The sequence below is a fragment of the Actinocorallia sp. API 0066 genome, from assembly GCF_020991275.1.
In the GTDB taxonomy this organism is placed as follows: Bacteria; Actinomycetota; Actinomycetes; order Streptosporangiales; family Streptosporangiaceae; genus Actinocorallia.
Map to the genome: position 1 here is coordinate 63,090 of NZ_JAJLQY010000014.1, position 17,418 is coordinate 80,507.

Genomic DNA, 17,418 nt, shown 5'->3' on the forward strand with positions numbered 1-17,418 from the left:
CTGGGACGGGGTCAGCAGCCCCGGAGCGGCGGTTTCGCGCCGCTCCGGGGCAGGTCGGGATCAGCCCTTCGGCTGAGCCGCGGACTTGATGGTGATCGCGCCCGAGACGATGTCGGCCTTGATCTTGTCAAGCTCGGCCTTCACGTCGGCCGGGACCTTGGCGTCGTACTGGTGGAACGGCGCCAGGCCGGTGCCGCCGTTCTCCAGGGTGCCGAGGTAGCCGCCGGTCAGGTCGCCCGCGCCGGCCTTGGTGATGGCCTCCTCGACGGCGCCCGCGACGTTCTTCAGCACCGAGGTGAGGAACACGTCGCAGTACTCGGCGACGGACTCGCAGCCGTCGGAGTCGACCCAGATGACCGAGACCTTGCCGCCGGACTCCTTGGCCGCCGCGGCCGCGCCGAGGCCGGTGCCGCCCGCGACCGGGAAGATCACGTCGGCGCCCTGCTCGATGAAGCCCTTGGAGATGGTCTTGCCCTTGGCCTGGTCGCCGAAGTCACCCGCGATGGAGCCGCTGTCGGGCTTGGCGGGGTCCCAGCCGATGACCTCGACCTTCTTGCCCTTCTTCTCGTTGAAGTACTGGACGCCCTCGTAGAAGCCGTCCATGAAGATCGTGACGGGCGGGATCGCCAGGCCGCCGAAGGTCGCGACCTTGCCGGTCTGCGACGTCGCCGCGGCGAGGTAGCCGGCCTGGAAGGAGCTCTGCGCGGTGTTGAACTGCATGCCGTAGACCTTCTGGCCCTCGACCGAGCCGGAGTCGACGATCGCGAACTGCTGGTTCGGGTTGTCCTTCGACGCCTGGGTGGTGGCGTCGCCCATCAGGCCGCCGACCGTGACGATGGTGTCGCAGCCCTTGTTGATGAGGTTGGTGATGTTCGGGATGTAGTCGTTCTCCGAGGTGGAGGCGACGTAGTCGGCCTTGCCGCTGGTGGCCTTGGCACCCGCCTGCATGCCCTTCCAGGCGGCGGCGTTGAACGAGCGGTCGTCGATGCCGCCGGTGTCGGTGACCATACAGGCGAGCGGGCCGGCGGCCTCGCTTCCCTTGTTCTCGTCAGGAGCCTCGCCGCAGGCCGCGACCAGCAACGCGAGCCCAGCCAGACCGGCTGCGAGCCGAATCCCCTTGGACACTTCTGCCTCCATAGAACGCCTGAGCCACGGCAACGGTTGCCTCGGCTTGTCGAATATCCACAGGTTCACCGTCCGTGGCCGTAACAGTCGACATGCCCCGTCAACTTGTGGGCATACCGTTACGGAACAGCCGCGGGCGGCTCACGTATACCGTCATACGTGTGACGGCAACTTTAACCGCGAATGTCCCATGGCGCGACCCCCCGGACACCCGCTGCTGACCTGCTGTTCACCCCCTCGGCGGGGTTAGGCTCCGGCCATGGTTGAGATCGACTGGCCCGCCCTGCGGGCCGCGGCGAGGGCCGCAATGAGCCGTTCATACTCGCCCTACTCGGGCTTCCCGGTGGGTGCCGCGGCCCTGACGAGCGACGGCAGAATCGTCACGGGGAGTAATGTCGAGAACGCCTCGCTCGGCATGACGCTCTGTGCCGAATGCAGCCTGGTATCGGCTTTGTACGGTGCGGGCGCCCCCTCGGAGCTCACCTTCGCGGAGCCGCCCCGGTTGCTCGCCGTGAGCGTCGTCGACAGGGACGGCGGCCCGCTGACGCCCTGCGGGCGCTGCCGCCAACTCCTCCACGAACACGGCGGTCCGGCGCTCCAACTGGAGACGACAACGGGAGTCAGACCGCTCTCCGACTACCTTCCCGACGCCTTCGGCCCCGAATATCTGTAACCCAAACTTAAACAAGGGACGTCCGGCGCGAGCGGTCCCCGACGCCGCGCGCGACCAGGGGTGATCCGGATATAGTCATACGTGTGACCCACTGAAGAAGGAGACAGGCGCGATGGACGTCATCGACGTGATCGTCACCAAGCGGGACGGTGGGGAACTCAGTACGGCCCAGATCGACTGGGTGATCGCGGGCTACACCTCCGGCGCTGTCGCCGACGAGCAGATGTCGGCGCTGAACATGGCGATCCTCCTCAACGGGATGAACCGCCGCGAGATCGGCGACTGGACCAAGGCCATGATCCGCAGCGGCGAACGCATGGACTGGGCGGGCCTCGACCGTCCGACGACCGACAAGCACTCCACCGGCGGCGTCGGCGACAAGATCACACTGCCGCTCTCCCCCGCCGTCGCCGCCTGCGGCGCAGCCGTGCCGCAGCTCTCCGGGCGCGGCCTCGGGCACACCGGCGGCACCCTCGACAAGCTGGAGTCCATCCCCGGCTGGCGCGCCCAGCTCTCCGGCCCCGAGATGCTCGGTGTGCTGCGCGAGGCCGGAGCCGTCATCTGCGCCGCGGGCGAGGGCCTCGCGCCCGCCGACCGCAAGCTCTACGCGCTGCGCGACGTGACGGGCACCGTCGAGTCCATCCCGCTCATCGCCTCCTCGATCATGTCCAAGAAGATCGCCGAGGGCACGTCCGCGCTCGTCCTCGACGTCAAGTGCGGCTCCGGCGCGTTCATGAAGACCCCCGAGCGGGCCCGCGAGCTCGCCCGGACCATGGTCGAGCTCGGCCAGGACGCCGGGGTGCGCACCGTCGCGCTGCTCACCGCGATGGACCGGCCGCTCGGCCGGACGGCGGGCAACGCCCTTGAGGTCGCCGAATCCGTCGAGGTGCTCGCCGGGGGCGGGCCCGCCGACGTCGTCGAGCTGACCGTCGCGCTCGGCCGCGAGATGCTCGCCGCCGCCGGCGTGCACGGCAAGGACCCGGCCGACGCGCTCCGCGACGGCACCGCGATGGACCACTGGCGGCGCATGATCCGCGCCCAGGGCGGCGACCCGGACGCGGCGCTGCCCACCGCCCGCGAGACACACACCGTCACCGCGCCCGCCGCCGGGGTGCTCACCCGGCTCGACGCGCTGGCCGTCGGCGTCGCGGCGTGGCGGCTCGGCGCGGGACGCGCGCGCAAGGAGGATCCGGTGAGCGCCGGTGCCGGGGTCGTCTGGCACGCGGTGCCCGGCGACGTCGTCCGGGAGGGGCAGCCGCTGCTCACCCTGCACGCCGACGAGCCGCACCGGTTCGAGCGGGCGCTCCTGGCACTGGAGGACGGCTTCGCCATCGAGCCCGGCGCGGACCCGCACCTCCTGCCCCTGATCATCGAGAGGATCGTCCCTTGACGCCGAGCCCCGTCGTACTGCCGACCCTTGACGAGATCCGGCGCGCCCCGAAGGTCCTCCTGCACGACCACCTCGACGGCGGCCTGCGCCCCGCGACGATCGTCGAGCTGGCCGACGCGCACGGCTACACCGGCCTGCCGGAGGCCGACCCCGAAAGGCTGCGCACCTGGTTCCGGGACGCCGCCGACAGCGGGTCCCTGGAGCGGTACCTGGAGACGTTCGACCACACCGTCGCGGTGATGCAGACGGCCGACGCGCTCTACCGGGTCGCCTACGAGTGCGCGCAGGACCTCGCCTCAGACGGCGTCGTGTACGCGGAGGTCCGCTACGCACCGGAACAGCACCTCCTTGGAGGGCTCTCGCTCGACGCGGTGGTGGAGGCCGTCTCCGCAGGGTTCGCCGACGGCGGGCGGGACCACGGGATCCGCGTGCTCTCCCTGCTGACGGCGATGCGGCACCAGGCGCGCAGCATGGAGATCGCCGAACTGGCCGTCCGGTACCGGGACCAGGGCGTCGCCGGGTTCGACATCGCGGGCGCGGAAGCCGGGAATCCGCCTACCCGGCACCTGGACGCGTTCGAGTACCTCCAGCGGGAGAACGCGCACTTCACGATCCACGCGGGCGAGGCGTTCGGCCTGCCGTCGATCTGGCAGGCGATCCAGTGGTGCGGGGCCGACCGGCTCGGCCACGGCGTCCGCATCATCGACGACATCACCGTCAACGGGGACAAGACCGACCTGGGGCGGCTCGCACACTACGTCCGGGACAAGCGGATACCGCTGGAGATGTGCCCGACGTCCAACATCCAGACCGGCGCGGCGCCTTCGATCGGCGAGCACCCGATCGGGCTGCTCAGCAGGCTCCGCTTCCGCGTGACGATCAACACGGACAACCGGCTCATGAGCGGCACGACCCTCTCCGAGGAGTTCGCCAAGCTCAGTGCCGCGTTCGGCTATGGCTGGGAGGACTTGCGGTGGTTCACCCTTAATGCCATGAAATCCGCGTTCATCGACTTCGACGGGCGGTTGGCGCTCATCAACGGGATCATCAAGCCCGGTTATCCCGATCTGCGCTAGGTTGGGGCGACCTAGATCTTGATGTATCCCCCCGAGGTGAATCTCCCATGCGACCCTTCGAACCCGGCGATCCTGGGCTCGTCGGCGGGCTCTGGCTGAGCGGGCGGCTCGGCGAAGGCCCCCGCGGCGTCGTCTTCCTCGGCCGCAGGCAGGACGGCGGAGAGATCGCCGTCAAACTCCTGCACGCGCATCTCACCGAGGACCCCGTCGTCTGGGAGGGCTACCAGCGCGCGATGGAGGCGGTCGTCGCCCTGCACGCGCCGCACACCGCCAAGGCGCACGCGACGGGCCTGGTGGGCGCCCGGCCCTACCTGATGTCGGACTACGTCGAGGGCACCCCGCTCGCCGAGGCCGCGCTCCCCCTGTCGGTCCCCGACGTGGAGCGCCTCGCCGCCGAGACGGCCACCGCCCTGGCGGCCCTGCACGCCGCCGGCGTCCCGCACGGCGCCCTCACCCCCGCGAACGTCTTCCTGACGGGCCGCGGCGCCGTCCTCACCGACTACGGCCTCGCCCCCGCCCCGTCCCCCACCTCCTTCGCCGACGACATCCGGGCCTGGGCCGCCCTCGTCTCCTCGGCCGCCGGAACCCCAGAGGTCCTCCCCCCGCGCCTCTTCTCCCTGGTCGAGTCCTGCTCCTCCGCCACCCCACCCCCCGCCGCCGCCCTCCTCACCTCCCTCACCCACCCAGCCCCACCCCCCACCTCCCCCGACCCGGCAACCCCCGCCTACGCCGCCGCCCCCGTCGAGACCGAGCCGACCGCGCCCACCAGCGCGGCAACGGCCGACGACACGACACCAAGCAAGACCGTCACCCCGGACACCATCGCCTCCGAGCCCGCCGCAGCCGATGGCGAAGCCGAGCAGACCCCCCTGCCGCACCGCTCCTCCGGCGGCACCTCGGTCGTCTCCGCCGCCGCCGCCCACCGCCCCCGGGGGGACGACGACCCCCTGGGCGTGTCCGCCTCCGGCGCCAACGCGACAGTCGTGGAGCCCCTCCACCGATTCGGCAGCTCCCACGACCCCCTGGGACAACCCACCCCCAACACCTCCACCCCCAACGCGACGATCGTCGAGCCCCTCCCCACCCCCTACGACACCAGCGTCGTCACCCCACTCCTACCTCCCTCCCCAACCCCCCCGCCCGCCTCACACGCCTCCCTCACCGACCCCCTCTCCGCCACCACCCACGACCCGACCGAAGCCCCCGCCGCCCACCTCCTACCGCCTCTGGGCGCCGCCGGACTCCCCACCGGAGACCCCGCCGCCCAGGCGCCACCACCCCTCAGCACAGCCGCACTCCCCGCCGAAGACCCCACGGCACTCGGCCCGCTCGCCGCCATCGGATTCCCGCCCCTCGGCCCGGCCGACCAGGCGCCACCGCCCCCCGGCCCGGCCGGACTCCCCGCCGAAGCCCCCGCGACGTTCAGCACCGCCGGACTCACCTCAGCGGACGCCACACACCAGGCCCTACCGGTACTCGGCACCGCCGGGCTTCCCCCGGCAGAGCCCGCAGACCAGGCGCTGCCGCCGCTCGGCGCGGCCGGGCGCCCCGCCGGAGACCCCGCGACGTTCGGCGCTGCCGGGCTTACCGCAACAGACACCACGCACCAGGCCCTACCGGTGCTCGGCGCTGCCGGGCTTCCCGCCGGAGACCACGCGGCGCTCACGCCGCTCGGTGCGGCCGGGCCTCCCTCTGCCGATGCCCCGGAACAGGCGTTGCCGCCGCTCGGCGCGGCAGGGGATTCTGCGGCGCTTGGCGCGGTCGGGCTGACGGTGGCGGACGGCGCGCATCAGGCGTCGCCGGAGCCTCGTGTGGAAGGGATGTCCGGCGGTGAGGCCGGGGCGGTCGTGGCGGCGGGGCAGGTGCCTTCGGGTGGGGTGCCGCTTGGGGGGGCGGGGATTCCGTCGGTCGGGGCGGTGCCGCCCGAGGGTGGCTGGGCCGGGCCCGGGACGCCGCCGCCGTGGGACGCCGGAGTGCTCGCGCCGACGCCGCCGAAGCGGCGGTCACGCGGGGCGCTGGTGGCGGTCGCCGCCTCCGTCACCGTGGTGCTGGCGCTGGCCGGCGTGTTCGCGCTGACCCGGCTCGGCGGCGACGCACCGGCGGACACGACCGTCGCCAAGCCCGGCGTGGCCGCCACCCAGACCCCGACGGTCGAGGCGCCGCCGGTGCCCGCGACCCCCAGCCCGACGATCGACCCCGGCGAGGAGACCGAGAACGGCGGCTCCCCCGCGCCGAAACCGCCGCAGACCACGGCGCAGCCACCCGCCGACACCCCTAAACCCAAGCCTAAACCCAAGTCCAAAAAGAACCTCGTCGCCAACGGCGGGTTCGAGACGGGCTTCGGCGCCTGGCTGCCGCGCGCCGTGGAGTTCCTCGGCCCGAAGAAGGCGCATTCGGGCGGCAAGGCCGTCCTGCTCAGGCCCGGTGAGGGCTATGACGCGGCGGTCGAGCTCGTCGTCACCGGGCTCAAGCCGCACACCCTGTACACCCTCACCGGCTGGGTCACCGCGAAGGGCGGCAGCACCTACATCGGCGTCATGGACTACGGCGGCCCGACCCGGGACTCAAGTTCGGCGCGCAAGGGCTGGACCCGGTTGAGCGTCATCTTCCAGACCGGCGACCAGACCACGGCGCGGATCTACTGCTGGCGGCAGCTGCCCGGCACCGGGGCCTGTGACGACATGGCGGTTCACCGGCGCTAGGCGCCCGCCGACTCCAGATCGTCGGGGACGGCCGTCCTGGGCACGTCGCACAGGGCGGCGAGCGCCGTCGCGGCGAGGACACGGACCCCGACGGGAATGCAGTTCTCGTCCACGTCGAAGTCGCCCCGGTGCAGGTCGTACTCCGGCTGTCCAGGGGTCCGCACCCCGAGCCGCCCGTAGGCGCCGGGGACGGCTTCCACGTAGTAGCCGAAGTCGTCGCCTCCGAGGCTCTGCGGGGCCGTCACGACCTTGTCGTGGCCGAGCACCGCCGAGCCCGCGTCGCGGAACATCTGGACGCTGGTCTGCTCGTTGACGGTCGGCGGCACGCCCCGCACGTACTCCAGGGACGCCTCGACGTCGTAGGCGCCCGCGACGGAGTCGAGCAGCGCCCGCATGAGGTCGGGCGCGCGGTGCCACGCCTCGTCGTCGAGGCAGCGCACGGTGCCCTCGGCGAGCCCCTGGTCGGGGATGGCGTTGGCGACCGAGCCGGCGTTCATCCGCCCCCACACCAGGCTGAGGCTGGAGCGCGGGTCCACCCGCCGGGACAGGGCGGCGGGCAGCTCCGTGACGATCTTCGCGAGCGCGTACACGAGGTCGGCCGTCAGGTGCGGCCGTGCGGTGTGCCCGCCGGGCCCGGTGACCTTGACGAACACCTTGTCGCACGCGGCGGTGATCGGCCCCTGCCGGACGCCGAGTTCACCGACCTCAAAGCGCGGCTCGCAGTGCAGGCCGAAGATCCGGTCCACCCCGACGAGGCCGCCCGCGGCGATCACGTCGAGGGCGCCGCCCGGGTTCTCCTCGGCGGGCTGGAACAGCAGCCTGACCCGTCCGGGCAGCAGGCCCTGTTCGGCCTGCCGGGCCAGGAACAGCCCGGCGCCCAACACCACCGTCGTGTGCACGTCGTGGCCGCAGGCGTGGCTGACGCCCGGGATGGTCGACGCGTAGGGGACAGTCTTCTCGTCCGGCAGCGGCAGCGCGTCGATGTCGGCGCGCAACGCCACCGTCGGCCCGTCCTCGGGGCCGATGTCGCAGATCACACCGGTGCCCTTGGGCAGGACCCGCGGTTCGAGTCCCGCCTCCTTGAGCTGCTCGACCAGGCGCGCCGTGGTGCGGTACTCGGTGAAACCGAGTTCGGGGTGCATGTGCAGGTCGCGGCGGAAGGCGATCAGCCCCTCGGCGTACCGGTCGAGGAAGGCGTCGAGTCCCGCGGTCAGGTCGGCGCCCTCGGCGGCCGGTGGTTCCAGGGACGGGATCACCCCTGGATGAAGCTGCGTCATGTGCTCCCCCTCAGGCATGACGGAGCCGACTGAGCCGTCGCCGGGCTCGGGGGGTTCGTCGTCAGGGCGCCCCTGCATGGACGACCTCCCGTGGCCCGACGAACCTGTTCTCGTCGAACTCCATGATCGTGGCTGTCACGACGTCCTCCAGGCTGCCGCCCTCGTCGCGGATCGCGCGTTGGCGCTCGTAGGAGGCGCCGTGTTCGAGGACATCGCCGACCACCTTCAGCTCTTCGGCGCACCCGAGGCGGTCGGCGACGGGTGCCAGCTCTGAGGCGAGTTCGTAGAGGTCGTCACGTAGCGGCGCGGTACGTCCGTAGTCATCAGTGATGATGATGGCGTCGAGCCCGTATCGGGTCGCTCGCCATTTATTATCACGGACGACCCACGCCGCCGGGCGCGGAAGCGCATATCCGCGATCGATTTGCTGCTCGAAAAGCGTGACGAGCGACTGACACAGCGCCGTGACCATCCCTACCTCCCGCATTGTCGGGATTCCGTCGAACATGCGGATCTCCACGGTGCCGAAGTCGGGATGAGGCCGGATATCCCACCAGACTTCCTTGATCGACCGGATCGTCCCGGCGCGGAGGAGGGTGTCCATGTACTTCTCGAACTCCGGCCAGTCATCGAGCGAGTGCGGCGGGCCGCCCGTCGGCAGGTCCCCGAAGACGATCGAGCGGGCCGACGCCAGGCCCGTGTCGTCCCCGTTCCAGAACGGGGACGACGCGGCGAGCGCCAGGAAGTGCGGGAGATAGCGGGAGAGGGAGTTGATGATCGGGATCGCCTTGTCCTGGTCCGTCACCCCGACGTGCACGTGCACCCCGAACGTCTGGATGCGGCGGGCCAGCCACTGCATCTCCTCGACGAGCTCGTGGTACCGCTGGACGGGCGCCATCACCGCGTCCCGCCAGTTGCTGATCGCGTGGCTTCCGGTGCAGGCCAGCTCGATCCCGCGCGGCTTGGCGACGTCGCGGAGGCGCCCGATCGTGCGGTTCAGGTCGCCGGTGATCTCCTGGACGGTGAAGCACGGGTCCGTGACGACCTCGATCGTCGACTCCATCAGCTCGTGCCTGACCTTGGTGAACCGGCCCTCGCTCAGGTCGGGCAGCGCGGCGAGCACCTCACCCGCGTCCTGTCGCAGATGCCGCGACTCGCCGTCCACGAGCTGGAGCTCCCACTCCACCCCCAACGTCGCCCCCCGTGAGGGATTGAACCGTATGCCCACGACTCCTCCAGACTCGTGCCACACCGAGCCGGCACCCCGACCCGTCCGCCCCCACGGTCTGCCCGCTATCCCCCTATTCCTACCCACTCCCCCCGGCGAGACGACCCTCACCCTCGGAAGCAGCTTCCCGTGCCGTGTTCGATTGGCCCGGAGGCGGGCGCCTGGCTTCCCCCGCCCCCGGGCCGGTCAGCCCTCGACCAGTTCCCTGAGGGCGCCGCCCAGCCGCCCGTTGTCGGCCCGCGACCGCCACTCGACGGCCCTGACCTGGACGTCACCGGGCACCGCCGCCCGGATCTCCCGCCGCTTCTCCGGCGTCAGCGGGATGCGGGAGACGACGAGCACGGGCGCGCCCGCGTCCTCCTCGGGCACGTCCGGGGCCCGGTGCTCCGCCGACCCCTCGACGTCCAGGACCTGGACGAGCACGGTCACGTCCCTGATCACGAGCCGCAGCTCGACGCCGGGCCGCCCGGTCAGCTCGGCCGCCCGCTCGAAGCTGTCCTCGAAGTCGATCAACAGCACGTGGTTGAGAGCGTGCTGGACGGCGTGCAGGTACGTGTCCGGCTGCTCCCAGAAGGCCGTCCGGGACCGCCATCCGACCTCGGCCGCCGCCATCAGCAGCTCGCCGGGACGGAAGGGGACCCGCTGGTAGTCGTCGTAGTCGCCGTCCCCGTAGTCCACCGAGACGGCGACGAGCCGCTCGCGCCCCCTGCCGAAGGTCTCGATGACCACGCCGTCCCTGATGCCGCGGCCGCAGGGCACGACGACCTGCTCCCCGGGCGTGAACGTCACCTTGGGCATCCCTCTCCTCACCACGGCTTGCTCCCCTTGAACATGGCCCCCAGCCGGGCGCCGACCTCATCGTCCATCTCCCCCGCGAGCGTGTCGAGCGAGTTTTGCCATGCCTTGATCCGCGCCTCGTCCAGCTCCCCCGCGACGAGGCGGGCCAGCTTCGGCTGGTCGTCGTGCACGATCGCGCTGCGCACGTCGATCATCTGCCGGAGCTGTCCGCGCTGCTCCCGCGAGTACGTGCTGTCAGCCGCGGGCCAGAGGGTGACGTCGATCCGCTTGAAGTCGCGCATGAGCGTGTCGGGGCCCGGGTTGTTGCGGTTGAGCGCCCGATCGGCGGACATGGCGTGGCAGTAGAGGATGACGAGGTCGGGGTCGTCGGGGGCGGCGGAGGCGGCCATGTAGGCGATCGCCTGGTCGTGGAGCTGCCGGGCGAAGCCCTGGAACTCGGCGGCGAGCTTGACGACGAGGACCTGCGCGATCTGCGCGCGGCGCGCCGGGTCGGTCTGGTCGTCGTAAACGGCCCAGAGGGCTTCGAGACGGGCTCGGCGCTTGTCGCGCCAGTCCGTCAGAACGGTTGATGTCATGCGCGGAACGCTAGCGGAGATAACTGTGGGTACGGGGGAGAAAGTCGGACTACGCAAACAGGGCAAGTGTGGTCAAGTTAATTCGTCAGTCAACGTTCTCGGACTCCCGAGAAAGGCAGCTTCGACCGAATCCATCGCGCTGAGCTGCCCCAGGGGACAAAACGACCACCCGACGACCCACCCGCCACACCCGACCCAGACCCAACCAGTGATCTACCTCACACTTTGCCCCGGCGGAAGCGACTTTCCCTGCCATACCCGCCCACGGCGTCGCCACGGGCCAGGGGCGCACGGGTCAGGAGGGGTCGGTGAAGGCTTCCAGGAGGAGGTCGGCGGCCTGGGCGGGGGTGAGGGAGCCGGAGGCGACCTTGGATTCCAGGGTGGGGGCCAGGGACTGGACGGCGGGGTGGGTGCGGAGCGCGTGCAGGAGGCGGTCCTCGACCATGGTCCAGGTCCAGCGGACCTGCTGGGCGCGGCGGCGGCGGTCCAGCTCGCCGGACGCGCGCAGCTCCTCCTGGTGCGCGGTGACCTGCTCCCAGATCTCGGCGAGCCCGGCGCCTTCCAGGGCGCTACAGGTGAGGACGGGCACCACCCGGTCCGCGCCGCGCAGCAGCCGCAACGCGCCCGCGAGTTCCCGGGCCGCCTTCTTGGCCTCCAGCGCGTGCGGCCCGTCGGCCTTGTTGACGGCGATGACGTCCGCGAGTTCGAGCACGCCTTTTTTTATGCCCTGAAGCTGGTCGCCCGTCCGGGCGATCGTCAAAAACAGGAACGTGTCCGTCATTTCCGAAACGGCCGTCTCGGACTGCCCAACCCCGACCGTCTCCACAAGGACGACGTCGTAGCCCGCCGCCTCCATGATCACCATCGCCTCACGGGTGGCCTTCGCGACCCCGCCCAGAGTCCCCGCGGTGGGCGACGGACGGATGAAGGCCGACGCACTGGCGGAAAGCCGGACCATCCGCGTCTTGTCCCCGAGGATCGACCCGCCGTGCCGGGTGGACGAGGGGTCCACCGCGAGCACCGCCACCCGGTGCCCCCGCTCGATCAGGTGCATCCCGAGGGCGTCGATGGTCGTGGACTTGCCCACCCCCGGCACCCCGGTGATCCCGACACGCCGGGCGTTCCCGGCGAACGGCGTGAGTTCCGCGAGCACGGACTGGGCGAGCGCGCGGTGATCGGGCCGGGTGGACTCCACGAGTGTGATCGCACGGGCGATCCACGCGCGTGAGCCCTCCCGGACCCCGGTCACGTAGTCCTTGACGTCAGGCATGGCCAAGGCGGCTGGACAGCTCCTTCAGCAGGTCGAGCGCCGCCTCGGCGAGGACGGTGCCCGGCGGGAAGATGGCCGACGCCCCGGCGGCGCGCAGCTCGTCGAAGTCCTGCGGCGGGATGACGCCGCCCACGACGATCATGATGTCGGGACGGTCCAGCTCCGCCAGCGCGGCCTTCAGCGCGGGCACCAGGGTGAGGTGTCCGGCGGCCAGGGAGTTGACGCCGACGATGTGCACGTCGGCCTCGACGGCCTGGCGGGCGACCTCCTCGGGCGTCTGGAACAGGGGGCCGACGTCCACGTCGAAGCCGAGGTCGGCGAAGCCGGAGGAGATCACCTTCTGGCCCCTGTCGTGCCCGTCCTGTCCCATCTTGGCGACGAGGATGCGGGGTCGGCGGCCCTCGGCCTCGGCGAACTCGTCGGTGGCCGCGCGGGCCGACTCGATCGCGGACACGGAGCCCGCCTCCTCCCGGTAGACGCCCGAAATGGTGCGGATGGTCGCTGAATGCCGACCGTACACCTTCTCCAGCGCGTCCGAGATCTCCCCGACCGTGGCCTTCGCCCGTGCCGCGTCGATCGCCAGCTTGAGGAGGTTGTGTTCGAGGTCGCCGACGGCGTCGGCCCCGGCCGCGGCGGTGAGCGCGTCCAGCGCCCGCCCGACGGCCTCGGGGTCGCGTTCGGCGCGCAGCCGCTCCAGCTTGGCGATCTGCTGCGCCCGGACCGAGGCGTTGTCCACCTTGAGGACGTCGATCATCTCGTCCACGTCGGGCCGGTACTTGTTGACGCCGATGACGGGCTGCCGTCCGGAGTCGATCCGGGCCTGGGTGCGGGCCGCGGCCTCCTCGATGCGGAGCTTGGGGAGCCCCTCGTCGATGGCCTTGGCCATGCCCCCGTACTTCTCGACCTCCTGGATGTGCTCCCAGGCACGTGCGGCCAGGTCGTGCGTAAGGCGCTCGACGTAGTAGGAGCCGCCCCAGGGGTCGATGACCCGTGTCGTCTCCGACTCCTGCTGGAGCAGGAGCTGGGTGTTGCGCGCGATGCGGGCGGAGAAGTCCGTGGGCAGAGCGAGCGCCTCGTCCAGCGCGTTGGTGTGCAGCGACTGGGTGTGGCCCTGGGTGGCCGCCATGGCCTCGACGCAGGTCCGCGCGACGTTGTTGAAGACGTCCTGCGCGGTCAGCGACCAGCCGGACGTCTGGGAGTGGGTGCGCAGCGAAAGCGACTTGTCGTTCTTCGGGTCGAAGTCCTTGACGAGCCTGGCCCAGAGCAGGCGCGCGGCCCGCAGCTTGGCGACCTCCATGAAGAAGTTCATGCCGATCGCCCAGAAGAACGAGAGGCGGGGCGCGAAGGAGTCGATGTCCAGTCCCGCGTCCCGGCCCGCGCGGATGTACTCGACGCCGTCGGCGAGCGTGTAGGCCAGCTCCAGGTCGGCCGTCGCCCCGGCCTCCTGGATGTGGTAGCCGGAGATGGAGATCGAGTTGTACTTCGGCATCCGCTGCGAGGTGAACGCGAAGATGTCGGAGATGATCCGCATCGACGGCGAAGGCGGGTAGATGTAGGTGTTGCGGACCATGAACTCCTTGAGGATGTCGTTCTGGATGGTCCCCGCGAGCTGCTCCGGCTTCACCCCCTGCTCCTCGGCCGCGACGACGTAGAGGGCGAGGACGGGCAGGACCGCGCCGTTCATGGTCATCGACACCGACATCCGGTCCAGCGGGATGCCGTCGAAGAGCTGCCGCATGTCGTAGATCGAGTCGATCGCCACCCCGGCCATGCCGACGTCGCCCGCGACGCGCGGGTGGTCGGAGTCGTAGCCGCGGTGGGTGGCGAGGTCGAACGCGACGGACAGGCCCTTCTGTCCGGCCGCGAGGTTGCGCCGGTAGAACGCGTTGGACTCCTCGGCGGTGGAGAAGCCCGCGTACTGGCGGATCGTCCAGGGCTGCGTCGCGTACATCGGGGCGTAGGGGCCGCGCAGGTACGGCTTGATGCCCGGGTAGGTGGCCAGGAAGTCGAGCCCGTCGAGGTCGGCGGCGTTGTACAGCGGCTTGACCGCGATGCCCTCGGGCGTCGCCCAGACCGGCCGTGGCCCTGCGGCCTTCCGCCACGCGTCCTCGGTGACGGACGGGGCCTCGGGTTCGCCCAGGTCGAGCTCGGAGAAGTCGGGGATGCTCATGCCGTCACTCCCAGGTCCCGGAGGGTCTCCTCCAGGACGTCGATCGCGTTGCATCCGGCGAAGACGTGCGCGTCCACACCGGCGTAGGAGCCCTTGCCCGCGAGCCAGACCTTGCGCGCGCCCCGCGCCCGCAGCTCACGCGCCGCGTCCTCGGCCTGTTCGGCGTACAGCTTGTCGCTGGAGCACAGCACGGCGACGCCGCCGGTGAACTCCTCGACGGTCCCCGTCTCGGTGGCGATGCCGCCCGCCTGGAACAGGTTGGCGGCGAAGGTGGCCCGCGCGGTGTGCACGGCGACGGGCCCGAGCGTGGCGAGGAAGACCCTGGGCCGGACGTCCTGGGCGTCGGAGAGGTCGCGCAGCGCCTCGAAGTCCTGCCCGTGGGTGTGCCGGGGCAGGCCGCCGCCGAGCGGCTCGGGCGCGGCCGGGCGCTGCGGCAGCTCCTCGGTGAGGTTCGGGAACTCGCTGAGGCCGGTGAGCGGCGCCTTGCGCCGGGCGACGTCGCGCCGCCGCCGCTCCCACGTCTCGGCCAGCGCGCCTTCGATCAAGCCTGATTCGAGGGCGGCGGCGAGCCCACCCGCCTTTTCTATCGACGTGAAAAAAGCCCAGGCGGCCTGGGCGATCTCCTCGGTGAGCGTCTCGACGTACCAGGAGCCGCCCGCGGGGTCCACGACGCGGGCCAGCGACGACTCCTCAAGCAGGAGCATCTGGTCGTTGCGGGCGATTCTGCGGGAGAACGCGTCGGGCAGGCCGAGCCTGACGTCGAACGGCTGCACGGTGACGGCGTCCGCGCCGCCCACGCCCGCCGCGAAGCACGCGAGGGTGGTGCGCAGCATGTTCACCCAGGGGTCGCGCCGCGTCATCATCGCGTTCGACGTGACGGCGTGGATCCGCGCCGTCGGGTCCGTGACGCCCGACAGGGTGGCGACCCGCGTCCACAGGCGGCGCGCGGCGCGCAGCTTCGCGATGGTCGCGAACTGCCCGGCGTGCGCGGCGTAGCGGAACTCCAGCTGCGCCGCCGCCTCGTCCACGCTGAGGCCCGCCTCGGTCAGCTCGCGCAGGTAGGCGACGGCGGCGGCGAGCACCGCGCCGAGTTCCTGCGCGTCCGAGCCGCCCGCGTCGTGGTAGACGGTGCCGTCGACCGTGAAGGTCCGGATGCCGGGGTACTCGGCGGCGACCCTCTGGGCGAGATCGACGGGCACGGGCACGAGGAAGCCGGTGCGGGCGGCCAGGCCCAGCGGGTCGGCGCCCAGATTGCCCCTGGTGTCCGGCTTGGCGATCTTGAGGAACGCCTCGGCGGCCTGCCTCGTCTGCGGCCCCGCGTCGATGACGACGGGCGCCAGCTCGGTGTAGACGTCCTTGAGCACCTCGCCCAGGGCCGTCACCGGGATGCCCGCGGTGCCGACGGTCAGCCAGACGGAGGTGGCGCCGTTCTCGAGGTCGTCGAGGATCGCCGCCCTGGTGACCGCCGGGTCCGGGTCGTCGTGCCGCTGCCTGACGTCCCAGCCGAAGGGCGTCTCGTCGCCCTCGCGCGGCGCGGTCGGGAAGGGCCGCGCGGTGACCGGGTCGTCGGCCGTGTACAGCGGGCGGATCGGGACACCGTCGTACGACTGCCGGGTGAGCAGCCCCTCGACGGCGTCGAGTGGGGTTTCTTCGGTGGCGGCTCCGGACTTGCGGAGTACGCCCTTCAATAGCTCCCGCCAACGCTCGCGCTCTGCTGGGGGGAAGGCGGCTGCCAGCTCCATGCCAGTGATGGTAGGCGAGTGCTTATCGGGCATCTGGGGTCGGGGTGTCAAGATGGGTTGTTCCACGCTTTCCACCACGTTCTTATGACCAGCGCCAGCATCGGCGGGCGGACCGTCGAGATTTCACCCTCGCAGACTATGGGTCGGCCTCCCGTCCTCGGTTTAGGCTTCCCTCTTTATGGGACTTCCCTTGCCCGCGGCGTCCGCGCTCGCCGCCTTCTCGCTCGTCGCCCTGCTGACCCCCGGCGCCGCCGTCGCCGCGGCGCCCGCCGCGCCGCCCGCCGTCGCGGCCCCCAAGCCGGGCGAGCTGAAGAAGATCAAGGCGGGGTCGTGGCTCGTCGCCGACGCGACGACGGGTGAGGTGCTCGCCGCGAAGAACCCGCACAGGCGGCTCCTGCCTGCGAGTACGCAGAAGGTGCTGACGGCCGTCACGCTGATCCCGCTGCTGGCGCCGGACGCCGCGATCAGGCCGACCGAGGAGACGTGCTGGCCTGAGGGCACCAAGGTCGGGATGACGCCGAAGCTCACCTACAAGGCCGCCGACCTGTTCCGGGCGCTGCTCATGGTGTCGGCGAACGACGCGGCGATGTCGCTGACCATTCCACAGGGCGGCATGGCGCAGACGCTCAAGCTCATGAACGCCGAAGCGGAGCGGATCGGCGCACGAGACACTCTCGCGGGGTCCCCCAACGGGCTCGATGTGGATCTCGGCCTCGACGTGACCACCCAGTACACCACGTCCTACGACCTCGCGGTGATCCTCCGGGAGGGCCTCAAGATGCCCGAGTTCGTGGAGTACGCGGCGACCGTGGACTCGACGTTCCCGGCGCTGCGGCCCGCCGAGAAGGACCCGGAGACGGGCAAGAAGACCAAGGCGAAGAAGTACCGGATGCCGATCTACTCGCACATCCGGATGCTTCCGGCGCAGTCGCGGGAGTACCCCGGGTTCGTCGCCGGGAAGAACGGCTACACCAACGCGGCCAAGCAGACCTTCGTGGGGGCCGCCGAGCGGGACGGCCGTACCGTGATCATCGCGCTGATGGCCGCCGAGAGCCTGTGGGACAACGCGAAGCTCCTCTTCGACTGGGGCTTCGCGAACGCCGGGTCCGTCCCGCCGGTCGAGCGGCTGCCGGAGCCGCCGTCCGCCGACCCGACCGCCGTCGCCGCCCCCGGCGAGACCGCCGCCGCGGGCCCCGGCGGCCCGGCGAGCGGCTCGTCCGTCGACCTCCTGCTCGCCGGTGTCGGCGGCACCTTCATCGTCGCGGGCGTCGCCGTCCTCGTCGTCCGCCGCCGCCGCGCCCCCACCGACACCCTTTGACGCCAAGCCCAGATCCACCATGGAAACCGCACCCCGCACGATGTCCCCGCGCTGGCATTCCCCGGCTGCGTCCA

13 protein-coding genes are annotated in these 17,418 nt (G+C 71.3%); 5 read left to right on the top strand and 8 right to left on the bottom strand.

Going from position 1 to position 17,418, the window contains the following annotated elements; translation table 11 throughout:
* Window positions 1-60: 60 nt before the first annotated feature.
* Window positions 61-1,125: a BMP family protein gene (locus LO762_RS28580; protein WP_230619239.1), complete on the bottom strand. Its 1,065-nt coding sequence runs from the start codon at window positions 1,123-1,125 to the stop codon at window positions 61-63.
* Window positions 1,126-1,384: 259 nt separating this feature from the next.
* Between LO762_RS28580 and LO762_RS28585 the strand changes: the two genes are divergently transcribed.
* From LO762_RS28585 to LO762_RS33240, 4 genes are all read left to right on the top strand, one after another.
* Complete coding sequence (locus tag LO762_RS28585) at window positions 1,385-1,798, top strand: cytidine deaminase (RefSeq protein WP_230619240.1); 414 nt, start codon at window positions 1,385-1,387, stop codon at window positions 1,796-1,798.
* 112 nt (window positions 1,799-1,910) lie between these two features.
* The gene (locus LO762_RS28590; protein WP_230619241.1) at window positions 1,911-3,188 is read left to right on the top strand and encodes a thymidine phosphorylase; all 1,278 of its coding nucleotides are present in this window, start codon (window positions 1,911-1,913) and stop codon (window positions 3,186-3,188) included.
* Window positions 3,185-4,264 (top strand): adenosine deaminase, encoded by a 1,080-nt coding sequence (locus LO762_RS28595; RefSeq protein WP_230619242.1) that lies wholly within the window; start codon window positions 3,185-3,187, stop codon window positions 4,262-4,264. The genes LO762_RS28590 and LO762_RS28595 overlap by 4 nt, the downstream gene beginning before the upstream one ends.
* A 47-nt stretch (window positions 4,265-4,311) precedes the next feature.
* Window positions 4,312-6,966, top strand: a complete 2,655-nt coding sequence (locus LO762_RS33240) for a protein kinase (protein ID WP_304523714.1) — start codon at window positions 4,312-4,314, stop codon at window positions 6,964-6,966.
* Here the strand turns inward: LO762_RS33240 and LO762_RS28605 are convergent.
* From LO762_RS28605 to LO762_RS28635, 7 genes are all read right to left on the bottom strand, one after another.
* The gene (locus LO762_RS28605) at window positions 6,963-8,243 is read right to left on the bottom strand and encodes an amidohydrolase (protein ID WP_230619243.1); all 1,281 of its coding nucleotides are present in this window, start codon (window positions 8,241-8,243) and stop codon (window positions 6,963-6,965) included. The genes LO762_RS33240 and LO762_RS28605 overlap by 4 nt on opposite strands.
* A gap of 61 nt (window positions 8,244-8,304) precedes the next feature.
* Entirely contained in the window at window positions 8,305-9,471 is a 1,167-nt protein-coding gene (locus tag LO762_RS28610) for a glutamate--cysteine ligase (protein ID WP_230619244.1), read from the bottom strand.
* A gap of 186 nt (window positions 9,472-9,657) precedes the next feature.
* Window positions 9,658-10,269, bottom strand: a complete 612-nt coding sequence (locus LO762_RS28615) for a hypothetical protein (protein WP_230619245.1) — start codon at window positions 10,267-10,269, stop codon at window positions 9,658-9,660.
* An 8-nt stretch (window positions 10,270-10,277) separates the two neighbouring features.
* A complete protein-coding gene (locus LO762_RS28620) occupies window positions 10,278-10,844 on the bottom strand; it encodes a hypothetical protein (RefSeq protein ID WP_230619246.1) in 567 nt (188 codons plus the stop codon).
* A 295-nt stretch (window positions 10,845-11,139) separates the two neighbouring features.
* Window positions 11,140-12,114, bottom strand: coding sequence for a methylmalonyl Co-A mutase-associated GTPase MeaB (gene meaB, locus LO762_RS28625; RefSeq protein ID WP_230619328.1), 975 nt, complete (start codon window positions 12,112-12,114; stop codon window positions 11,140-11,142).
* Entirely contained in the window at window positions 12,107-14,284 is a 2,178-nt protein-coding gene (gene scpA, locus LO762_RS28630; RefSeq protein WP_230619247.1) for a methylmalonyl-CoA mutase, read from the bottom strand. Before scpA ends, meaB begins: the two co-directional genes overlap by 8 nt.
* Entirely contained in the window at window positions 14,281-16,026 is a 1,746-nt protein-coding gene (locus LO762_RS28635) for a methylmalonyl-CoA mutase family protein (protein WP_230619248.1), read from the bottom strand. The genes scpA and LO762_RS28635 overlap by 4 nt, the downstream gene beginning before the upstream one ends.
* Before the next feature lie 178 nt (window positions 16,027-16,204).
* Between LO762_RS28635 and LO762_RS28640 the strand changes: the two genes are divergently transcribed.
* Window positions 16,205-17,344, top strand: coding sequence for a D-alanyl-D-alanine carboxypeptidase family protein (locus LO762_RS28640; protein ID WP_230619249.1), 1,140 nt, complete (start codon window positions 16,205-16,207; stop codon window positions 17,342-17,344).
* Window positions 17,345-17,418 lie beyond the last annotated feature (74 nt).

What these genes read in the sequence shown, in the direction of transcription:
- LO762_RS28590 (WP_230619241.1), top strand. Translation starts at nt 1,911, where the DNA reads ATGGACGTCATCGACGTGATCGTCACCAAGCGGGACGGTGGGGAACTC.
- LO762_RS33240 (WP_304523714.1), top strand. Translation starts at nt 4,312, where the DNA reads ATGCGACCCTTCGAACCCGGCGATCCTGGGCTCGTCGGCGGGCTCTGG.
- LO762_RS28605 (WP_230619243.1), bottom strand. Translation starts at nt 8,243, where the DNA reads ATGACGCAGCTTCATCCAGGGGTGATCCCGTCCCTGGAACCACCGGCC.
- LO762_RS28620 (WP_230619246.1), bottom strand. Translation starts at nt 10,844, where the DNA reads ATGACATCAACCGTTCTGACGGACTGGCGCGACAAGCGCCGAGCCCGT.
- scpA (WP_230619247.1), bottom strand. Translation starts at nt 14,284, where the DNA reads ATGAGCATCCCCGACTTCTCCGAGCTCGACCTGGGCGAACCCGAGGCC.
- LO762_RS28640 (WP_230619249.1), top strand. Translation starts at nt 16,205, where the DNA reads ATGGGACTTCCCTTGCCCGCGGCGTCCGCGCTCGCCGCCTTCTCGCTC.
- meaB (WP_230619328.1), bottom strand. Translation starts at nt 12,114, where the DNA reads ATGCCTGACGTCAAGGACTACGTGACCGGGGTCCGGGAGGGCTCACGC.
- LO762_RS28615 (WP_230619245.1), bottom strand. Translation starts at nt 10,269, where the DNA reads ATGCCCAAGGTGACGTTCACGCCCGGGGAGCAGGTCGTCGTGCCCTGC.
- LO762_RS28635 (WP_230619248.1), bottom strand. Translation starts at nt 16,026, where the DNA reads ATGGAGCTGGCAGCCGCCTTCCCCCCAGCAGAGCGCGAGCGTTGGCGG.
- LO762_RS28585 (WP_230619240.1), top strand. Translation starts at nt 1,385, where the DNA reads ATGGTTGAGATCGACTGGCCCGCCCTGCGGGCCGCGGCGAGGGCCGCA.